Genomic DNA, 20385 nt, shown 5'->3' on the forward strand with positions numbered 1-20385 from the left:
ACCTCGGCTTCTGCGGGCGAATTGGGTCCGCAGAAGTCGACAAAGACACGGAACGGTGGCTTTCTACTGGCTCATCGGGTCGCCCGAGCCGCTCCCGCCGAGCTCCTTGAACCAGTCGGTGACCGTGCCGATGCCGTCCCCCAGGGCGTCCCAGAAGCTCTTGCCCTGGGCGATCCAGTCCTGGAGCGGGGTCAGTTCCCAGATGAGCCAGGCGGCGACGACCAGCAGCACCACCGAGAACAGGCAGCCCTTGAGGCAGCCGAGGCCGGGGATGCGCATCGGGTTGGCGCTGCGCTGCCTCGGCTGGCGCGGGGCCGGCGGCTGGGGAGCGGGCTGCTGCGGGGGTGCGTACTGCTGCCGCTGCTGACGCTGCGGGCGCTGCTGCTGTTGCTGCTGTTGCTGCCGGGAGGGCTGATAGCTCTGCGGCTGCTGCTGCGGGTAGTGCGGGGCGCCCTGCGGCTGCCGGGACTGCGGCTCCGGGGCCGGCTGCCGGCGCTGGGGGCGTCGGCGCAGCGGGTCCTGGCTCGGGTCGAGGTACTGGACCTGGGTCTGCTCGTTGCGGTCCCGGGCGGCCCGGAGCTGGGACTGCCAGGGGTGCGGGTCGTCCGGCCGCGGCGGGCCGTCGGGGTGCGGGGGCACGGGCGGCATCATCGCGGTCGGGTCGGCCTGGCCGCCCCCGCCCGAGGTCTGCGGCATCACACTGGTCGGCGCCGCGGGGTCGTACGAACCGGCGGTGCTCGGCAGCACCTGGGTCGCGTCCGAGGCGCCCGGCGTCTCCGGGACGGCCGCGGGCGCCGGGTCGGGGGCGAGCAGCGCGCCCACCCCTTCGGCGGCTGCGATCTGCGCCGAGTTCGCGTGGACGCCGATGCCCTCGCCGACGGTGCGCAGCGCACGGGCGAGGTTCACGGCGCTGGGCCGCTGGTCGGGGTCCTTGCGCAGGCAGCGCTCCATGACCGTCCACAGCGGCTCGGGCACGGTGCTGGGGCGGCGGGGCTCCTCGCTGAGGTGCTGGTGCAGGACCTCCAGGGCGGTGCCGCCGCCGAACGGCGGACGGCCGGTGACCAGCTCGTACAGCAGGATGCCCGCGCCGTAGACGTCCACGGCGGAGGTCTGCGGACGGCCCTCGGCCGACTCGGGTGCCACGTAGGCGGGCGTGCCGACGAACTCATGGGTCCGGGTCAGGCCCGGGGAGTCGGCGAGGCGCGCGATGCCGAAGTCGGTGAGCATCGGGTGCATCTCGCCGTTGCGCTCGTCGAGCAGCACGTTGGCGGGCTTCAGGTCCCGGTGCACGACACCGTCCGCGTGGCTCGCGGCCAGCGCGTCCGCGATCTGCGCGGTGAGCAGAGCGGCCGCGACCGGGGAGAACGGGCCGTTCTCCCGCAGGTAACGGTGCAGGTCGGGGCCGTCGACCAGGTCCATCACCAGGGCGAGGAGGTCACCCTCGACGACGAGGTCCCGGGTGCGCACGATGTTCGCGTGGGTGAGCCGCAGCAGCACCGAGCGCTCGCGCAGGAACCGCATCACGACATCCGCGTCGTTGGCGAGCTCCTCCTTGAGCACCTTGATCGCGACGGTCTCACCGGGCTGCCCGGCGACGGCCGCCTCGGCGCCCGCGGTCTCCCGCTGGCGGGCTCGCCAGACGGTGCCCGTGGCGCCGCGTCCGAGCGGCTCCTCGAGCAGGTACTTGCTGCCTACCGGCCGCACGTCATGCGCTCCCTGCTGGTCGTTGTGCTTGCGGACCCCCCGGCCCCGCCCGGATGTTCCGGCCCACTCTAATGCCGCCGTACGGGGCACCGGCCGGTCGTCGTCCGGTGGTCCTCCGGCCGTGTTGCCGCCGTGTCAGCAGGAAGACGCACACTCGGAAGAGTTGGTTGCCGAACGAGTGTGCATCACGTCCCCCACGGGACCAAGCAGGCACTTTTGCCCCACACTCGGCCATTCAAGATCACTAAGCGGTCACCGCCGGGCGTGTTGTCCGTGGCAGGTGCGAGGATGCCTCCAGCACGGAACCCCGGGGTCGGCGACCCCGGGTGCCGTGACGACCTGTACCGGACGACGCGTCCGTGCCGGGTGGGGGGAATCACAGGGCCGTACCCCTGCCGGGCACCCCGCGCAGAAGGGACCGCTGACGGCGATGCAGATCCGGCTGACCGTCCTCGCGCCGCGCAGCGGCCAGACCCCGGCGCACGCCTGCGACGTGCTCGTGACCGCCCCGGCCGGGACGGCCCTCGCCGCCGTCGTGTCCGGTCTGGCCACGGCGGTCTCCGGCCCCGAGGGCTCGCTGGGCGGCGGCGCCACCGTGCTGTACGCCGGGCGCGAGCGGCTCGACCCGCAGCGCTGCGCCCTCGGCGAGCCGCCCCTGGTGGACGGCACGGTGCTGTCGCTCCAGGTGCCCGGGGAGGACGAGGCGGCGGACGACCCGGTTCCCGCACGGCTGCACGTGGTCGCGGGGCCGGACGCGGGCGGGGTCCACCTGCTGCACGGCGGCCGGATCCGGATCGGCCGCTCCGCCGAGGCGGACGTACCGCTGGACGACCCGGACGTGTCGCGGCTGCACTGCGCCGTGACCGTCGCCGAGGACGGCCGGGTGTCCGTCGCCGACCTGGGGTCCACCAACGGCACCTCGCTGGACGGCGCGGACGTCCACGACCGGCCGGTCCGGCTGGCCCCCGGCGCGCTGCTGCGGCTCGGCGAGTCCACCCTGCGGCTCACCCCCGGCACCCGCACGCCCACCCTGACGACGACGCCCGACGGCGAGGGCCACCTCCGGGTGACCCGCCCGGAGGCCCCGGACCACCCCGGGACGCAGCGGGAGACGGTCGCGGCCCCCTCCGGCGGGGAGGAGCGCCACCGCACCCCCGGTCCCGCCGGTCCCGGGCACGAGACGTACGGCACCGACAGCACCGACGGTCCGGCCGGCCACGCCGCGCCGCCCCCCGCGGTCACCCACGGCCGGGGCGAGCAGCTCACCGACCCGGAGTCCCCCAGACGCGGCGGCATAGGCGCCTGGGCGCGGCGGCTCACCGGCGGCAAGGAGGAACAGGCCGAGGGGACGGCGTACGACGGCCCCGCCACGGCCGGACAGGACCCCGCGCACGCCCCCGCCGCGCACACCCCCTCCCCGGCCCCCGCCGGGACCTGGCCGGACCCCGCGACCGTGCTCCTCACCGCGCTCGGCCCCGGACCCCGTCTGTGGGAACGCGGCACCGCGCACCCCGAGGCCCTGGTCGTGCGGCTCGGGACGACGGAGCGTGCCGACCTGCCCGCCGTACCGGTCACCGTGGGCCTGCTGGAGGCCGGCTCGCTCGGACTCGCCGGCCCCCGCGCGCGGCTCGCCGGGCTGGCCCGGTCGACGGTGGCGCAGCTCGCCGCCCTGCACTCCCCGTTCGACCTGGAGATCGTGCTGATCAGCGCGGACCGGGCGCGGAGCCCGGAGGAGCGGCGGCGGGAGTGGTCCTGGCTCGGCTGGCTGCCCCATGTGCGCCCCATGCACGGCCAGGACTGCCGGCTGCTCCTCGCGTACGACCGTGAGCAGGCGGGGGCCCGCGCGGCGGAGCTGGAGCGGCGGATGCAGGAGGGGCCGCTGGGGCCCGGCTGGGCGAGCGCCGACCCGGCGGCCGTCGCCGAGGCGGCCCGCCGGCACACCGGGCCGTACACCGTGGTGATCGTGGACGGCGATCCCGGCTCCGCCGCCCTGCGCGAGACGACGGCCGGGCTGGCCGGTGCCGGGGCGGGCTCGGGCATCCACCTGATCTGCCTGGCCGAGGCCCCGGCCGCTTCCCCGACGTCCCCGGTGGCCGCGACGTACGACACCGCCTGCCGGGCCTCGATCGCCTTCCGGGAGTGCGGTGCGGTCGCCATGCTCAGCGGTGACGTGGCGACGGCGCTGCGGCTGCTGCGCACCGCGGGCGGCCGGGCGGCGGGCCACGGCACCGTCGCCGCGGTGGACGCGGTGTCGGCGGCCTGGGCCGAGCGGTTCGGCCGCGCCCTCGCGCCGCTGCGCGACGAGGGCGGGGCCGCGCTGCCCGGCCGTCCCGCGGCCGCCGCCCTGCCGCCGTCCGCCCGGCTGCTGGACGAGCTGGGCCTCGCCCGGGCCACCCCGGCCTCGCTGATGACCCGCTGGGCCTCCGCGGCGGAGGACCAGCCGGCTGCTTCGGCCCGCCCGGCCGCCTCCGCCGGCACCGCGGACCTGGGGACGACGAGCTCCGGCCGCACCCTGAGCACCGGTCCCCGGGTGGCCGCGCAGCGCGAGTCCCCCGACTCCGGCCGCACCCCGTTCCGGGGCGGCGGACCGGCCGCCGGGACCGGGGAGGGCGGTGCGCCCCTGATCGGCGCGCAGCGGCGGGACAGCGGGGCGGCGGAGACCGGTCCGGCGGTGGTGTCCGCCGGCTCCGCGGGCCGCCCCGTGCTCGTGCTGGGCGCCGGTCCCCGGGGCCCGCTCTCCGTCGACCTGGCCGACGAGGGCCCGCACCTGCTGATCGAGGGGCCCGCGGGCAGCGGCCGTACGGAACTGCTGCGCGCCGTGGCCGCCTCGCTGGCCTCGGCCGCCCGCCCGGACCGGCTCGGCATCCTCCTCATCGACGGGGCGGGCGGCGAACGCGGGGAGCGTGGCGAGGGGCTGCGCCCCTGCACGGAGCTGCCGCACGCCTTCACCCATCTGGTGGCCTCCGACCCCGGGCGCATGCGGGAGTTCGCGCAGGCGCTGGGCGGGGAGCTCAAGCGCCGCGCGGAGCTCCTGGGCACCCTGGACTTCGCGGCGTGGCACGCCCGGTACGAGGAGTCCCAGGCCTCCGCCGGGCGCCGCCCCGCGAAGGCCGCCGACCCCCGCGGGGACGTCGAGTCGACCGGCACCCTGCGGCTGAGACCCGCCGCGGCGCGTCCGGCCGAGCCGGGTCCCTCGCCGCTCCCTCGGCTGGTCGTCCTCGCCGACGACTTCGACGCGCTGGTCGCCCCGGCGCTCGGCAGCCCCGGGCGCCCGTCCGCCGGGTCCGTGGTGCGGGTGCTGGAGGCCGTGGCCAGGGACGGCGGACGGCTGGGCGTCCACCTGGTCGCCACGTCCGCACGCCCGGACCGCACCGAGGACACGGAGCTGGCCAGGGGCGCGCGGCTGCGCATCGTGCTCGACCCGCCCGTCGTGCCCCCGTCCCCGGACGAGGCCGCGCCGGGCCGGGGGCGGCTGGGGCATCCGGACGGCCGGGTGACCCCGTTCCAGGGCGGCCGGGTCACCGGCCGTATCCCGCGCACGGCGACCCTGCGCCCCGTCGTCGTGCCGCTGGAGTGGGAACGGATGGGTGATCCGCCGGCCCGGCGCCCGGTCCGCGAGCTGGGCAACGGCCCCACCGACCTGGCCCTGCTGGCCAGCGCCCTGGAGCGGGCCGCCCGTTCGGTGGACGCGGAGCCGCTCCCCCCGCTGATTCCGTAGCCCCGTCCCCCGCGTTCCCCCTCCCCCGGGGCGCGGGGCCGGCTCCGCGGACGTGCGCCGGAGCCTCCCTGTCAGCACGTCACGAGCCCATCACGATCACGCAGTTGACGTGGGCGGTGGTCTTGCGGCCCGGGTGTGCCGGGCATAGGACTGTCCGCACGGACGACGTGAACCGCACGATGTGAGAGGTGACCGGTACCGACGGGTTCTCCCGCCGGTACCGGTCACCGCTCATCCGCGCGCAGGAGAGACGGGGCAGGAATGCGCAGAACCCTTCGCATGCGTAGGGCCGCAGTGGTGTGCACCGCGATCGGGGCGCTGGCCCTCACCGGGTGCGGTGGCGACGACGGCGGCAAGGGCGGGGCCGGCGACGGCACCGGCACGAGCGAGGACAGCGCGCCGAGCGTCACCCTGCCGAAGCTCGACGGCGAGAAGATATCGGTGGCCGCGGTCTGGACCGGCCCCGAGCAGGACAACTTCACCAAGGTCCTGGCGGAGTTCGAGAAGCGGACCGGTGCCACGGTCACCTTCGTGCCGGCCCAGGACCCGATCGTCAACTTCCTCGGTACGAAGATCGCGGGCGGCCAGCCGCCGGACGTCGCGATGATCCCCCAGGTGGGGGCGATCCAGCAGGCCGTGGCCAAGAAGTGGGCCAAGCCGGTGGGCGCGGAGGCCAAGGCCGAGCTGAGCAAGAACTACGGCAAGATCTGGCAGGACCTCGGCGCGGTCGACGGCACCCAGTACGGCGTCTACTTCAAGGCCGCCAACAAGTCCCTGGTCTGGTACAACGCCCAAGCGTTCGAGAACGCGGGCGCGAGCGAGCCGAAGACCTGGAAGGACTTCATCGCCACGGCCGAGACGATCTCCGCCTCCGGCGTGACGCCGGTCTCGGTCGGCGGCGCGGACGGCTGGACGCTCACCGACTGGTTCGAGAACATCTACCTCTCCCAGGCCGGGCCCGAGAAGTACGACCGGCTGGCCCGGCACGAGATCAAGTGGACGGACCCGTCCGTCAAGGACGCGCTGACCACGCTCGCCGAGCTCTTCGGCAAGCCGAGCCTGATCTCCGGCGGCGCCGACGGGGCCCTGCAGACCGAGTTCCCGGTGTCGGTCACCCAGACGTTCACCGGCGGGGACCAGCCCAAGGGCGCGATGGTCTTCGAGGGAGACTTCGTCTCCGTCAACATCGCGCAGACCGAGGCGAAGATCGGTACGGACGCCAAGGTGTTCCCGTTCCCCGCGGTCGGCGCGGACTCCCCCGTGGTGACGGGCGGCGACGCGGCCGTGGCGCTCAAGGACAGCAAGGGCGCCCAGGCGCTGCTGACCTGGCTCGCCTCGACCGACGCGGCGAAGATCTGGGCCGAGGCGGGCGGGTTCATCTCCCCCAACAAGGAACTGGACGCGGCCGCGTACCCGAACGACGTGCAGCGCACGATCGCCGAGGCGCTGATCGCCGCCGGTGACGACGTCCGGTTCGACATGTCCGACCAGGCCCCGCAGTCGTTCGGCGGGACGCCCGGCAAGGGCGAGTGGAAGACCCTCCAGGACTTCCTGAAGAACCCGAAGGACGTCGCAGGGGCTCAAGCGAAGCTGGAGTCCGACGCGGCCAAGGCGTACAAGAGCTGACGGGATGACCACAGCGACAGCGGGGGGCGCCGGCACCGCGCCCCCCGCCGACAAGCGTCCCGGCACGGACGGACGACGGCGCGGGAGCGTGACCGGGACCCGGCGGGCCGTCGCGGCGGTGTTCCTGCTGCCCGCCCTGGTGCTGCTCGGCTCCCTCGTCGTCTATCCGATCGTGTACTCCGTCTACCGTTCGTTCCTCGACCAGTCCGGCACCGCGTTCGCCGGCCTGGACAACTACCGGGCCCTGTTCACGGACGACACCATCCGGACGGCGGTCAAGAACAACGCCGTCTGGGTCGTGTTCGCGCCGACCGTCGCCACCGTGCTGGGCCTGATCTTCGCGGTGCTCACCGAGCGGATCCGGTGGGGCACGGCGTTCAAGCTGATCGTCTTCATGCCGATGGCGATCTCCATGCTGGCCGCGGGCATCATCTTCCGACTGGTGTACGAACAGGCGCCGGAGCGCGGTGTCGCCAACGCCGTGGCGGTGGGGGTGCACGACACCTTCGCCGAGTCCTCGGGCTTCCCGAAGGCGCATCCGCTGCCCGTCCATCCGCTGAAGGCGGGCGGCGTCGGCTCCTTCGTGACGAAGGAACCGGTGCGCGCCGGCCGGCCGGTGAACCTGCCGCTGGTCGGTGTGGCCCCCGCGAAGATGCCGGGGGACGCCGCACCCGCGAAGGCGGCCACCGCCTCCGGTGACGGCGTCACGGGGACGGCCTGGCTCGACTTCACCAGGGGCGGCGGCGGGAAACCCAACGTCGTCGACCCGAAGGAGCTCGGTCTCAAGGGCATCACCGTCGAGGCGGTGAAGGACGGCAAGGTCGTCGCCACGGCCACGGCCGGGGCGGACGGCGTGTTCACCCTGCCGGCCTCGGCCGACGGGTCCGTGCTCCGGCTGCCCGCGGACAACTTCCGTGAGCCGTACAACGGCGTCGACTGGCTGGGCCCGTCCCTGGTGACGCCGGGGATCATCGGCAGCTACGTCTGGATGTGGGCCGGGTTCGCGATGGTGCTGATCGCCGCGGGCCTGGCGGGCCTGCCGCGTGAACTCCTGGAGGCGGCCCGGGTGGACGGCGCGAACGAGTGGCAGGTGTTCCGCCGGATCACGGTCCCGATGCTGGCACCGGTGCTCGCGGTGGTGCTGGTCACCCTGATGATCAACGTGCTGAAGATCTTCGACCTGGTCTTCATCATCGCGCCGGGGTCCTCCCAGGACGACGCGAACGTCCTGGCCCTGCAGCTGTACCGCTCCTCGTTCGGCACGGACGCGGATCTCGGGGTCGGCAGCGCGATCGCCGTGCTGCTGTTGCTCCTGGTGATCCCGGTGATGCTCTTCAACATCCGCCGGATCCGGAAGGAGGGGCGCCGGTGACCGCGCAGCGCCGCACCGCGGCCGCCCCCGGCCGGGGGCACCGGGGAACCTCCCCGCACGCACACAGCACCGTTCACCGGACCCGGAAGGAGGGGCGCACATGACGACGACCGAGACCTCACGGGCCGGACGGGACCGGCCGGCAGCCGGGGCGGGCAAGGCGCCCGCGGCGGCCGGGGAGTCCCTCGGCGCACGGATCGCCGCCCGGGCCGGGGGCGGCGCCATGCGGGTCTTCCTGATCCTGGTGGGCCTGTTCTGGCTGATGCCCACCGTCGGGCTGCTGCTCTCCTCGCTGCGCGGGCCCGAGGACATCGCGGCGACCGGGTGGTGGAAGGTCTTCACCGTCCCCTCCGAGCTGACCTTCGACAACTACCAGCGCCTGCTGGACAATTCGACCATCACGAACTCCCTGTTCAGCACGGTCCTGATCACCGTCCCGGCCACCTTCCTGGTGGTCGTGATCGGCTCGCTCGCCGGCTACGCCTTCGCCTGGATGGAGTTCCCCGGCCGCGACTGGTGGTTCCTCGTGGTCGTGGGGCTGCTGGTGGTCCCGGTGCAGGTCGCCCTGATCCCGGTGTCCGAACTCTTCGGCACCATCGGGATCTTCGAGACGACCTTCGGCGTGATCATGTTCCACACGGCGTTCGGCCTGCCGTTCGCCATCTTCCTGCTGCGGAACTTCTTCGCCGAGATCCCGCGCGAGCTGCTGGAGGCCGCACGGCTGGACGGCGCGGGCGAGATCCGGCTGTTCACCCGGGTCGTGATGCCGCTCGGCGGTCCCGCGATCGCCTCGCTGGGGATCTTCCAGTTCCTCTGGGTGTGGAACGACATGCTGGTCGCGCTGATCTTCGCGGACTCCGGGTCCCCGCCGATCACCGTGGCGCTCCAGCAGCAGGTCCGGCAGTTCGGCAACAACATCGACGTGCTGGCGCCCGGCGCCTTCGTGTCCATGGTGATCCCGCTGGCGGTGTTCTTCGCGTTCCAGCGGCAGTTCGTCTCCGGGGTGATGGCCGGAGCCGTCAAGTAGCGGGCGCCGTCAGCGGTTCCGGACCGCCGGCCCGGCGGTCCGGAACCGCGGCGCGGCGGCGCGTGTCACGCCGCACCGCGTCGCACGCCTGTACGTCAAGGCCGGGGCGGTCCGTTCACTCGTGAGCGGGCCGTCCCGCCTCGTTTTTCCTCCGAATGCCACATCCCGCGTAACCACGTCACTCCTTCGGCCGTTTGCGAGCCACCTGACCGCCCGCGAGCGACCCCTGGATGTGTTGTGCCCCGGTTCAGTGTCATCGTGCCCGCGTACCGGGTCCAGGCGTATCTGCACGCGTGTCTCGACTCCGTGCTGGACCAGTCCTTCAAGGACCACGAGATCATCGTGGTCGACGACTGCTCACCGGACGCCTGCGGCCCGATCGCCGATGAGTACGCCGCGCGCGACCCCCGGGTCGCCGTCGTCCACCTGCCGCGCAACTCCGGTCTGGGCCCGGCCCGCAACGCCGGGGTGGCCCGGGCCTGCGGGGACTACCTGCTCTTCCTCGACGGCGATGACACCTTCGCCCCCGAGGCGCTCCAGGCCATCGCCGACCGCCTGGACGCGACCGGCGGCCCCGACGTCCTGGTCTACGACTACGCCCGGACGTACTGGTCGGGCGAGAGCCTGCGCAACGCCTTCGCCGAGCACCTCGCCGAGACCGGCCCGGCCTCCTTCCGGCTCGCCGACCGGCCGGAGCTGCTCAAGGTCCTGATGGTCGTCTGGAACAAGGCGTACCGCCGGGAGTTCGTCGAGGCCGGCGGATTCACCTTCCCGCCCGGCTACTACGAGGACACCCCCTGGACCTATCCGGTGCTGATGGCCGCCGGGTCGATCGGCGTGCTGGACCGCGTCTGCGTGGGCTACCGCCAGCGCCGCCGCGGCAACATCCTCTCCACCACCACCCGCCGTCACTTCGACGTGTTCGACCAGTACGACCGGGTCTTCGCCTTCATCGACGCGCGGCCCGAACTCGCCGTCTGGCGGCCGGTGATGTTCCGCCGGATGCTCGACCACTTCTCGACGCTCTTCACCGCCCGGGACCGGCTGCCGCGGGGCACCCGCGCCGAGTTCTTCCGGCGGGCCCGCGCGCACTGCCGCCGCTACCGCACCCCGGGCGCCCCCGTGCCCCGCAGGGCGCGGCTGCGGCACGCGCTGTTCCGGCTCGGCGCGCACCGCACGTACCGCACGCTGTGGGCCGCCCAGCGGCTGCGCGGCCGCCTCGACCGCGCCGCGTCCGCGGCGGGCCGGGCGGTCCGCGCGGGGGTGCTCCAGCTGCACTACCGCGTCCAGTTGCTGCTGCCCGTCCGCGGTGGCGACGCGGTGTTCGCCGCCTACTGGCACCGCGGTTACACCTGCAGCCCGGCGGCGCTGGAGGCCACGGCCAGGACGCTGGTGCCCGGGCTCCGGACCTTCTGGATCTGCCGCCCGGAGGACGCGCACACGGTCCCGGACGCCACCCGGGTGCTGCACCCGGGGACGGCGGCGTACTGGACGGCCCTGGCGCGCGCCAAGTACCTCGTGAACAACGTCAACTTCGACCGCAGACTCGTGAAGAGACGGGGGCAGGTCCTCCTGCAGACCCATCACGGCACCCCGTTGAAGACGATGGGCACCGACCTCGTGGACCGGCCGGCGGCGGCCGGCGGCATGGACTTCGCCCAACTGCTGCGCAGCGTCGACAAGTGGGACTTCTCGCTCTCGGCGAACCAGCACTCCACCCTGGTGTGGGAGCGCACCTATCCGTCGGCCTACACCACCCTGGAGTACGGCAGCCCGCGCAACGACGTCTTCCACCGCGCGGACCCCGCCGGTGCCGCGCTGCTGCGCGAGCGCCTGGGTGTCCCGGAGGGGAGCACCGCCCTGCTGTACGCGCCGACCCACCGTGACTACCGGCGGGCCCAGCGGCACTCGCTGGACCTGGACCGGCTGGTCCGGGTCCTCGGTCCGCGCTTCGTGATCCTGGCCCGCGCCCACTACCTGGACGCGGACGCCCGGACCGGCACCGGGCGGGCCGGGCATCCGCGGATCATCGACGTCAGCGCCCATCCGTCCGTCGAGGAGCTCTGCCTCGCCTCCGACGGGCTGATCACGGACTACTCGTCGCTGATGTTCGACTACGTCAACCTGGACCGGCCGGTCGTCCTGCACCTGGAGGACGCGGAGGCCTACGAGGCGGCCCGGGGCACCTACTTCGACCCGGCGGCCTTCCCTCCCGGTGCGGTGGCCCGGGACCAGGACGAGCTGCACGAGATCTTCGCCACCGACCACTGGCGCGGGCCGAGGTCCGCGCAGCGCCGGGCGGCGTTCCGGGCCCGCTTCTGTCCGCACGACGACGGGCACGCGGCGGAGCGGGTGGTGCGGCGGGTCTTCCTGGGCGACACCTCGGACCTGACGGCGGCCGCCCGGGTCACGGGCCGCGGGCCCACCGGGGTGCCGCGCCAGGTGCCGATCCGGGAGTTCACCGGAGGGTGACGGCGCGCCCCGCCCCGCCCCCCCCCTCCGGCAGGAGGGGAGCGGGGCGGATCAGCGCTCCAGGAGGGCGAACAGCTCTTCCCAGCGGCCCATGGTCTCCGCCTCGGAGAACCGCTGCACGTTGACCCGCGCCCGGTCGCCCATCGCGTCCCGCATCCGGGGGTTCCCGGTGAGCCGGAGGAGCCGGTCGGCGAGCGCCCCGATGTCCCCCGCGGGCGCGAGCAGTCCGTCCTCGCCGTCGCGGACGATCTCCCGGACGCCCGGCGCACAGTCGAACGCCGCACAGGGCACGCCGCTCGCCATGGCCTCCAGCAGCGCGAGGGGGAAGCCCTCCCCGCGGGAGGACTGGACGAACACCGAGGAGCCCGCGAGCGTGCCGGGGACGTCGTCCGTGCGCCCCCGCCAGACGACCGAGCCGTCGAGGCCGAGACCGGTGCACTGCGCCCTGAGGGCCGCCTCGTCCTCCCCCGTCCCGTACACGTCCAGCCGCCAGTCGGGGCGCTGCGGGGCCACCAGCGCCCAGACGTCCAGGAGCATGTCGATGCCCTTCTGGTCGGTGAGCCGGCCGATGCTCGCCACCGACCGCTCACGGCGCGGGGACGGCAGTTCGGGCAGCGCGGCCAGGGCGTTGGGCAGGAAGCCGACGTTGTCCATCCCGTCGCCGGCCCACTTGTCGGCGTCCTCCGCCGTCAGGACGAGCCAGTGGTCCAGGGACGGGTAGTGGGTCTTGATCCAGCGGTGGCGGTGGCTCGCCCGGGAGTAGTCGTAGGACTCGTGGCTCATCCCGATGACGCGGAGATCTCCGGTGTCCGCCTCGCCGACCCACTCCATCGCCCAGACCTGGCTGACGATCACCACCCCGCCGGGCCGGGCCGTCCGGAAGATCTCCGAGAGCCGGTCGACGGCGTGCCGTTTGCGGACGGCCCGGCGGGCCTCCGCCCGCCGGGCGGGGATCCGGAAGCGGTCCCGCAGCCCCCGGGGCGCCCAGGGCGTCGGGGGGTGCGCCGGATACAGGGCCGTCACCGGGTAGCCGGGCGGCTCGGGCAGCGCCATCTTGCGTTCGGCGGCGTGCACCCCGATGGTGTGGACCCGGTGGCCCGCCTCCTGGAACAGCTGGGCGGTCCGGTGCATCCAGCCCGTCACACCGCCGAGTTCGTCGGTGCTGTTGGAGACGATGAAGACGTCACGGCTGCGGCTCATCGGCCGGCCTCCCCGGTAGGGACGGTACGGGACGGGGGGAGGTGCCGGGCGAAGACGGTGTCGACGACCGCACGGGCCGCGTCCCCCCGGTCGTACGCCCCGAACTCCGCCGCGAAGGCGGCACGCCGCTCCTGGAACTCGACATCGGCGGTCTTCAGCCGCGCCAGCACGTCGAACAGCTCCTCCTCGGTCGAGGCCACCGGTCCCGGCGCCTTCTCCCGCAGGTCGAAGTAGCTGCCCCGCTCGGCGGCGTAGGCGTCGAGGTCGGGGGCGAAGAGCACGATCGGGCGGTCCAGGAGCGCGTAGTCGAACATGATCGACGAGTAGTCCGTGACCAGGACGTCGGCGAGCGCGAGGAGTTCGCCGGTGTCGTGGTGGCGGGAGACGTCCACGACCGTCCCCGGCGGGCACGCCGGCAGACTCGCCACCTCCAGGTAGTGCGCCCGCACCAGCAGCGTGTGGGTGTCGCCGAAACGTTCCGCGAAACGCGCCACGTCGAGCAGCGGCCGCTGCCGCCTGCGCTTTCCCGGACCGCCGCGGAAGGTCGGCGCGTACAGCACGACCTTGCGGTGGTCGGGCAGGCCGAGCCCGGCCGCGAGCGCGGGGCGGGGCAGCCGCCCCTCGGCCTCGTCCCGGGCCCGGGCGGCGAACAGCAGGTCGTTGCGCGGATATCCGGTGCGCAGCAGCGTCCGCTCGGGCAGACGGTAGGCGCGGGCGAGCGTGCGCTCGTCGTGCTCGGACCGCACGAGGAAGTGGTCGAAGCGGTGCACGGCCCGCTGGAGCCGTTCGCGCTGCGGAGCGTTCTGCAGGCGCACCCGGGTCTCGTCGAAGCCCATCCGCTTGTACGCCGACCCGTGCCAGGTCTGCAGGTAGGTCGTGCCGGACGGCTTGTCGAGACTCTGCGGGAACCCCTGGTTGTCGACCCAGTACTCCGCCCGGGCCAGCGCCCACAGATAGCGCCAGGACCAGCGGCGCACCAGCCGGGCGTCCGGCGGGAAGCCCTCCGGGGTGTCGGCGTACGCCCAGACACAGCGCAGCGGGAGGTCCCGGGAGCGCAGCTCCTGGTGGACGGCGCGGGGGCTGTCGCCGTAACAGGTGCCCATGTGGCTCTCGAAGACCACCGACCCGCTGCGCACCGGCAGCCGCAGCAGCCAGGATCGGTAGACCGACTCCTTGAAGCCCCGGGCGTGCAGCCGGTCCCGGCGCCTGCCCAGCGCGCGCAGCAGCAGCCTCGCCCGGCGCGCGGGCCGGAAGTGGGTGGCGTAGTGGACCAGCCGCCGCGCCGTGCGGGCCGGACGGTGACGGGCTTCGAGCCGGAGCGCCAGGTGGTCCCGGAGGGTGACGTAGGGCTGCCAGGTGTCCCCGGTCGTCCGGCCCAGCCGGGGCCGGGCCGGGCAACCGCTCTCCGGGCCGACCAGGTCGTGCGGCGCGAACAGGTCGCTCACCGAGCGGGTCCGTCCGTCCTCCAGCACCATCCGCACGTCCCACACCGTGTCGCGGGGCCCCAGTGCGCGCAGCAGCCGGGTCAGGTCGACGCCGGTGGACCAGCTGATCCCGGTGGGGTCGGGCCGCAGCGAGTCGACCGGGGCGCGGAAGGTGCGGGCGCCGTCGCGCACCCGGAACTCCAGACGGGCCGTCAGGGGGCCCTCCGGGTCGGGGCCGGTGTGCGAGGGCAGGACGAGCCGGCCCGCGAGCAGGACCCGGCCGCCGTGCGCCTCGTAGCGGGTGACCCGGTTCATCAGCTTCAGCTCGCCGAACGTCCGGTACTGGTGGCCCAGTCCGGTGACGTCCAGCACCGGGTCGGGCCCGCCCGGCCAGTACACCCGGCCGTCGTCCTTCAGCGAGAGGGGCGCGGCCACGGAGCCCCTGCGCCGCAGCGCGTACGCCGCCGTGAGGGCCCCGTCCGCGTCGCCACGCTCCAGCTGCCGCACGCCGACGCGCTCGACGGGCGGCAGGGTCAGCAGGACCGGCTCGGGGACCGCGTCGGGCAGCACCCGGGCCGCCGTCGCCGCGATGCGTTCACGGGCCGCGGCGGGCCGTTCGGGGAAGCTCCGCACCAGCGGCACGAGGTGGTCCAGCAGGAAGGCGCGGTCCCGCTCCTCGCGCAGGTCCGCCAGCCCCTGGGCCACCAGCACGTGGCACACCCGCCGGTGCGCCTCCACCAGCCCGGCGAGGTCAGGGCCGGCGTCGGGCACCGCACGCCCCGAGAGGATCCGGCGGCGCACGAGGGCGATCCGGCCGACCACGGCCGCCGCGAGCGGTCCGAACAGGACCTCGCTGTGGGTGAGGTCCTCGTCGTAGCGCAGCGCGTGCCGCTCCAGCGCCGCGCGGCGCACGCAGAACCCGGCCACCAGTGCGTCGTGCACGGCGAGTTCGGGGGCCTCGGTGAACCGGGCGACGGTGCGGGAGCGGAGGAACAGCGGGTGCTGCCAGGAGGGTTCCCGCTCCTTCGTCCCCTCTCCGGTGAGCCGGCTCCAGCGCCCGGCGACCAGGTCGGCGCGGGTCCGCGTCCCGGCCTCCCAGAGGGTGCGGCAGGCGTGCCGCTGGAGGCGTTCGCCGGCGTCGAGCACCAGGACGTAGGTGCCGAGCGCCGCGTCGAGGCCGGTGTTGCGCAGCGAGGCGACGGAGTCCGTGCCGGGGTCGAGCACCCGGATCCGGTCCGGGGAGCGCCCGGCCCGGGCCGCGGCGGCGGTCCGCACAGCGGCGGAGGCCCCGGCGGGCAGCACGACGAGGGCCTCGACCGCGCGCAGGCTCTGACCGAGCACGGAGTCCAGGGACGCGGCGAGCGCCTCCGCCCCGCCCGGGCCGGCCGGGATCACACAGCTGACGTCGGGCGTGCTCATGCCTGGCCCCCCTTCAGCATCAGGTCGGCGACCCGGGCGGCGGCCGTCCCGTCGTCCAGGTCGCAGAACGACGCGCGGAAGCGGGCGTAGGCCTCGCGGTGGCCCGCCGTCGCGGCCTCCGGGTCGCGCAGCGCCTCGACGACGGCCGACGAGTCGGTGATCAGCGGACCGGGCGCGAGCTCCTCGAAGTCGAAGCAGAAGCCGCGCAGGGTGTCGCGGTAGTGCTCCAGGTCGTAGGTGTGGAACAGCATCGGCCGGCCCGTCTGGGCGAAGTCGAACATCAGCGACGAGTAGTCGGTGACCAGGACGTCGCTGATCAGCATCAGCTCGGCGACGTCGGGGTGGCGCGACACGTCGCGGACGAAGTCGTTCTCCGGGACGCTCCCGCCGACCAGGTAGTGGCGGCGCACCAGCAGGACGTGGTCCTCGCCCAGCGCCTTCCGCGCCTGCTCCAGGTCCAGCCGGAGGTCGAGGCCGTACCGGCCGCCCTGTCCGGGCCGGTCCTCGCGCCAGGTCGGGGCGTACAGGACGACCCGCTTCCCGTCGGGCACGCCGAGCGACCGCCGGACGGCCTCCGCCGTCTTCGCCCGGTCGGGGGCGTACAGCAGGTCGTTGCGCGGGTAGCCGGATTCGAGCACCTCGCCGGTGTGGCCGAAGGCCCGGCGCAGCACGGGTGTGGAGAAGCTGTTGGGCGACACCAGGACGCTCCACTGGGCGGCCCGCCGCGGCATGGACTCGATGTACGCGGCGTCCGCGTGGGGGGTGCCCGCCAGGTCGCGGCCGATGCGCTTGAGCGGGGTGCCGTGCCAGGTCTGGACGACGAACTGGCCCTCGGCGCGGACGAACCACGCGGGCAGCTGGGTGTTGGTGACGATCCACCGGCTCCGGGCGAGTGCCTCGTACCACGCGGCGCTGTGCAGGGCGACGGCGCGGACCCCGGCGGGCACGACGGCCTGCTGGTCGCGGACCACCCAGAGGTGCTCGACCGCGGTACCGCGCCGGGCCAGCTCCTCGTGGACGGCGCGCGGCGAGTCCGAGTATTGCCGGCCGTCGAAGCTGGAGTACAGCACGGCGTCCCGCAGCTCCGCCCCGCGTGCGCCGGCGTACCGCTCGCGCAGCGTCCGCTGCCCGTACGCGCCCCGCTCCGCGGCCGGCAGGGCGCTGCCCGACCGGAGGGAGAGCCGGTCGTGGAAGCGGCGCTCCAGGGTGAAGCGGCGCCCTCCGGCCTCCCGCCACAGCGGCAGTCCGGCGTGCAGCTGGTGCACCACCCGCACGGGGAGGTAGCGCTCCGGGTCGGTCTCGCCGCGCTCCCGCAGCGAGGGGTACCAGCGGCCCTCGGCGAGCGGCAGCACCCCTCCGGCCCCCTCGACGGCCCCGGGGGACAGGGCCGCACGGAAGCCGGTGCCGGTGCGCTCCACGGCGAAGGTGTGCTCCTCCTGGTGGCCGCTGTGCCGCAGGACGAGCTCGTCGGCGCGGTCCCGCACCGACGGGAAGGTCCCCTCCAGCACCAGGCCGGCGGCGTCCGTCCAGGTCGTGCGGGTGACCACGGGCCGTACGTCCCGGTCGGTGAGCACCAGGTCCCCGGAGGGGTTGGCGGCGGCGTGCACCTCACGGCCGCCGGGCAGCGGATAGTGCCCGGCGTCGGTCTCCGGCCGGGCCGCGACCGTCAGCCGGCGCGTCCCGCCGGTCAGCTGGACGCCCCAGTCGCCGTCGGCGCCGCGGAACGTCACCAGCGGCACCTCGGCGACCAGGGTGCGGCCGTCCGGCCCCTCCTGCGCCACCAGCGGGAAGTCGCGGGTCTCCTTGGTGCGCCACTCCTGCAGCCGCAGGGTCGTCGGGGCTTCCCGGCCGAGCAGCCGCACCGCGATCCGGATGCCGCCCCCGGCCGTCGGGGCGTGGCCGGCGAGCACCGCGTCGATCCGCTCGGCCCGCAGCTCCAGCTTGTTGCCGGAGAGCAGGGGGACGACCCGGGTGCGCTCGTCGACGTACCGCACGGCGGGCGCGGCCGGACGGCCGAGGAGGCGCATCGGTCCGCGGCGCGGCCGTCCGGCGCCGAGGACGACGGACTCCAGCTTCCACAGGGTCCGGGTGCCCCGCGTGGTGCGCCGGCCGACGAGCCGGCGCGGGTCGACGGACGTCTCGAAGCCGGACCGCCGGTAGTGGTGCATCGAGCGGCCCGATCCGGCCGTCGCGTCGTCCGTCTCCGTCCTGCGCAGCCGGAGCGGGACGAGCCGGCGGCCCGACCGCAGCCAGCCCGCCGCCACCGGTCCGCCCGGGGCGTTGCGGACGTAGGCGTAGCCCTTGAGGTGCAGCAGCCCGTCGCGCCACACCGCCTCGGTGAGGTGTGCGTGCACGGGGAGGTCGTCGGCGGCCAGCGCGGTGACCCGGCGCGGGAGCGGCGCGACGACGGCCGGGTACTGGGCGCGTGGCCGGAGCCGCCCGCGGACGTGGAAGGTGTCGCGGTCCGTGGACTCCTGGGCCAGTAGTGCGAGGAGTTCCGCCGTCCTGCGCTCCCTGATCAGCCGCCACTTGACCCGCAGGTGCAGGGGCAGCCCTTCGAGGACGGCGGGGTCGACGGTGTCGGCGAAGGCGTTGGCGTGCGTGAGGAAGGCCTCGTGGAAGCTCTCGTCGCCGTCCGGGAGCGCCTCCATGAACAGCCAGAGGTCGCCCGAGAGCGCGTGCTCGTCGTAGCGCCGCTTCCCCTCGGTCATGCCGCGGTGGGCGAGGAAGCGGCTCACCGTGGACACCGCGGTGACCCGGTCGCGGATGCCCCGGGGAACCGCCCGCCGGGTGGTGATCGAGCCGTCGCGGTCCCGCCAGTGGTAGACCGGCTCCGCGACGACGTCGACGCCCCGCGCCAGGAAGTGGGCGGGCAGGACCACCGCGATGTCCTCGTAGAGCACGCCCGTCGGGAAGGCGAAGCCGTGCCGGTCCCAGAAGGACCTGCGGAAGACCTTGTTGCACGCGATGCGGTCGCCGAGCAGGATCCAGTCCCGGCTGACGTGCGTGGAGCGGCGGGGCGTCTCCATCGGCCTGCGGAACATCGGGGACTGTTCGAGCAGCCCGTTCGCCCGGAGCCTGAGGACGTTGCCCGTCGCGAAGTCCGAACCGGAGGCGTCGAGTTCGCCGAGCATCCGGGCGAACGCGTCCGGCGGCACCAGGTCGTCGCTGTCCACGAACGCCAGGTACCCGGCGTCCGGGTGCGCCTGCGCGGCCCCCGCGTTGCGCGCCGCCCCGAGCCCGCCGTTCCGCTGCCGGATCAGCCGGAAGCGCGGGTCCCGCCGGGAGAACTCCATCGCCACGTCGGCGCTTCCGTCCGTCGACCCGTCGTCGACCATGACGACCTCCAGGTCGGGCATGGTCTGTGCGGCGAGCGACTCCAGGCAGGCTCCGAGGTACTCCTCGACGTTGTAGAGCGGGACGACGACGGTGAGACGGGGTGCCATGGCGCTGCGCACGATCCTTCCGGGCGGACGAACATACTTCCTCTGGTGGAACGAGCCCCGTGCCGAGGAGGCACGGGGCTCGCGACGGGTGACGCGCGCTCAGGGCTTGACGGCGATGCGGCCCTCGTCCATGCGCAGCAGCAGCAGCTGCTCGCCGGTCTCCTCCAGGAACTCGTCCACGGCCTGACGCGACCCCTGCCAGTAGCCGTAGTCGTCGATCAGCAGCACGCCGCCGCTCACCAGGCGTCCGTACAGGTGCTTCAGCTCGTGCTTGGTCGACGCGTACCAGTCGGTGTCGAGCCGGAGGATGGAGATCTGCTCCGGCGCCCGCTCCGGGACGGTCTCCTCGACCGTGCCCCGCACGTAGTGGAGGCGGTCCTTCGGGTAGGGGACCTGCTCGAACCCGGCCTGTACGTCCTCCAGCGAGGCCACGGCCCAGATCGGCCGGTCCTTGCCCTGCGCGTCCAGGAGTTCCCGGGCCGGCCTGCCGTCCCGCCGCAGGTCCTCCGCGGTGGGCGCGGTCATGCCCTCGTAGGTGTCGAAGAGGTAGAGGTCGCGGCCGGTCTCGCCGAGCGACAGCAGCGTCCTGGCGCAGGCCTGCATCGAACCGCCGCGCCAGACACCGCACTCGACGATGTCCCCCGGGATGCCGTGCCGGACGACGTGCCGGGTCGCGAGGACGAAGGCGTTGAGCCGCTCCGGGGAGGTCATCGTGTACGGCTTAACCGCACGGATGATGTCCTTCGCCTCGTCGTCGTAGTCGGCCGGGAACGCCGGCTTCTTCGCGGCGGCCGGCTTCTTCGCCGCCGCCGCGGGCTTCGCCTCGGGCGGGGGCTGCACGGCTGCCGGGGCGGAGCGCGGTGCGGGCACGGTCGCACGCCTGAGCTGGTATCCGGTGAGTTGCTGAAGGACGCCGTTGACGGCGTTGCGCCAAGCCATGGGCCCGGACAGTACGCGCGCTTTGCGGCTCATGTCAT

Annotated in this window: 10 protein-coding genes; 5 read left to right on the plus strand and 5 right to left on the minus strand. The window is 74.3% G+C overall.

Going from position 1 to position 20385, the window contains the following annotated elements; translation table 11 throughout:
* Positions 1-63: 63 nt before the first annotated feature.
* Positions 64-1704, minus strand: coding sequence for a serine/threonine-protein kinase (locus tag ABZ172_RS19415; protein WP_356884954.1), 1641 nt, complete (start codon positions 1702-1704; stop codon positions 64-66).
* 430 nt (positions 1705-2134) lie between these two features.
* On the opposite strand from ABZ172_RS19415, the gene ABZ172_RS19420 reads away from it, so the two are divergent.
* From ABZ172_RS19420 to ABZ172_RS19440, 5 genes are all read left to right on the plus strand, one after another.
* On the plus strand, positions 2135-5422 hold the full coding sequence (locus tag ABZ172_RS19420) for an FHA domain-containing protein (RefSeq protein ID WP_356884955.1): 3288 nt from the start codon (positions 2135-2137) through the stop codon (positions 5420-5422).
* 261 nt (positions 5423-5683) lie between these two features.
* Positions 5684-7048: an ABC transporter substrate-binding protein gene (locus ABZ172_RS19425; RefSeq protein ID WP_356884956.1), complete on the plus strand. Its 1365-nt coding sequence runs from the start codon at positions 5684-5686 to the stop codon at positions 7046-7048.
* 4 nt (positions 7049-7052) lie between these two features.
* Positions 7053-8420, plus strand: a complete 1368-nt coding sequence (locus ABZ172_RS19430; RefSeq protein WP_356884957.1) for a sugar ABC transporter permease — start codon at positions 7053-7055, stop codon at positions 8418-8420.
* 100 nt (positions 8421-8520) lie between these two features.
* A complete protein-coding gene (locus ABZ172_RS19435) occupies positions 8521-9447 on the plus strand; it encodes a carbohydrate ABC transporter permease (RefSeq protein WP_356884958.1) in 927 nt (308 codons plus the stop codon).
* A 237-nt stretch (positions 9448-9684) separates the two neighbouring features.
* Positions 9685-11919 carry a bifunctional glycosyltransferase family 2 protein/CDP-glycerol:glycerophosphate glycerophosphotransferase gene (locus tag ABZ172_RS19440; RefSeq protein WP_356884959.1) on the plus strand — a complete coding sequence of 745 codons (2235 nt, stop codon included), beginning with the start codon at positions 9685-9687 and terminating at the stop codon, positions 11917-11919.
* A gap of 51 nt (positions 11920-11970) precedes the next feature.
* Here the strand turns inward: ABZ172_RS19440 and ABZ172_RS19445 are convergent, their stop codons facing one another.
* The 4 genes from ABZ172_RS19445 to ABZ172_RS19460 form a co-directional block, all read right to left on the minus strand.
* A complete protein-coding gene (locus tag ABZ172_RS19445) occupies positions 11971-13119 on the minus strand; it encodes a glycosyltransferase (protein ID WP_356884960.1) in 1149 nt (382 codons plus the stop codon).
* On the minus strand, positions 13116-15962 hold the full coding sequence (locus tag ABZ172_RS19450; RefSeq protein ID WP_356884961.1) for a CDP-glycerol glycerophosphotransferase family protein: 2847 nt from the start codon (positions 15960-15962) through the stop codon (positions 13116-13118). Before ABZ172_RS19450 ends, ABZ172_RS19445 begins: the two co-directional genes overlap by 4 nt.
* A complete protein-coding gene (locus ABZ172_RS19455; RefSeq protein WP_356884962.1) occupies positions 15959-19408 on the minus strand; it encodes a CDP-glycerol glycerophosphotransferase family protein in 3450 nt (1149 codons plus the stop codon). Before ABZ172_RS19455 ends, ABZ172_RS19450 begins: the two co-directional genes overlap by 4 nt.
* Positions 19409-19507: 99 nt before the next feature.
* Positions 19508-20380, minus strand: coding sequence for a TylF/MycF/NovP-related O-methyltransferase (locus ABZ172_RS19460; RefSeq protein ID WP_356884963.1), 873 nt, complete (start codon positions 20378-20380; stop codon positions 19508-19510).
* Positions 20381-20385: the final 5 nt, after the last annotated feature.

Origin of the sequence: Streptomyces sp. NPDC006296 (genome assembly GCF_040613235.1) — a bacterium.
Classification (GTDB): domain Bacteria; phylum Actinomycetota; class Actinomycetes; order Streptomycetales; family Streptomycetaceae; genus Streptomyces.

Coding starts and splice junctions, on each gene's coding strand:
- ABZ172_RS19425 (WP_356884956.1), top strand. CDS start 5,684: ATGCGCAGAACCCTTCGCATGCGTAGGGCCGCAGTGGTGTGCACCGCG.
- ABZ172_RS19430 (WP_356884957.1), top strand. CDS start 7,053: ATGACCACAGCGACAGCGGGGGGCGCCGGCACCGCGCCCCCCGCCGAC.
- ABZ172_RS19455 (WP_356884962.1), bottom strand. CDS start 19,408: ATGGCACCCCGTCTCACCGTCGTCGTCCCGCTCTACAACGTCGAGGAG.
- ABZ172_RS19445 (WP_356884960.1), bottom strand. CDS start 13,119: ATGAGCCGCAGCCGTGACGTCTTCATCGTCTCCAACAGCACCGACGAA.
- ABZ172_RS19420 (WP_356884955.1), top strand. CDS start 2,135: ATGCAGATCCGGCTGACCGTCCTCGCGCCGCGCAGCGGCCAGACCCCG.
- ABZ172_RS19435 (WP_356884958.1), top strand. CDS start 8,521: ATGACGACGACCGAGACCTCACGGGCCGGACGGGACCGGCCGGCAGCC.
- ABZ172_RS19450 (WP_356884961.1), bottom strand. CDS start 15,962: ATGAGCACGCCCGACGTCAGCTGTGTGATCCCGGCCGGCCCGGGCGGG.
- ABZ172_RS19460 (WP_356884963.1), bottom strand. CDS start 20,380: ATGAGCCGCAAAGCGCGCGTACTGTCCGGGCCCATGGCTTGGCGCAAC.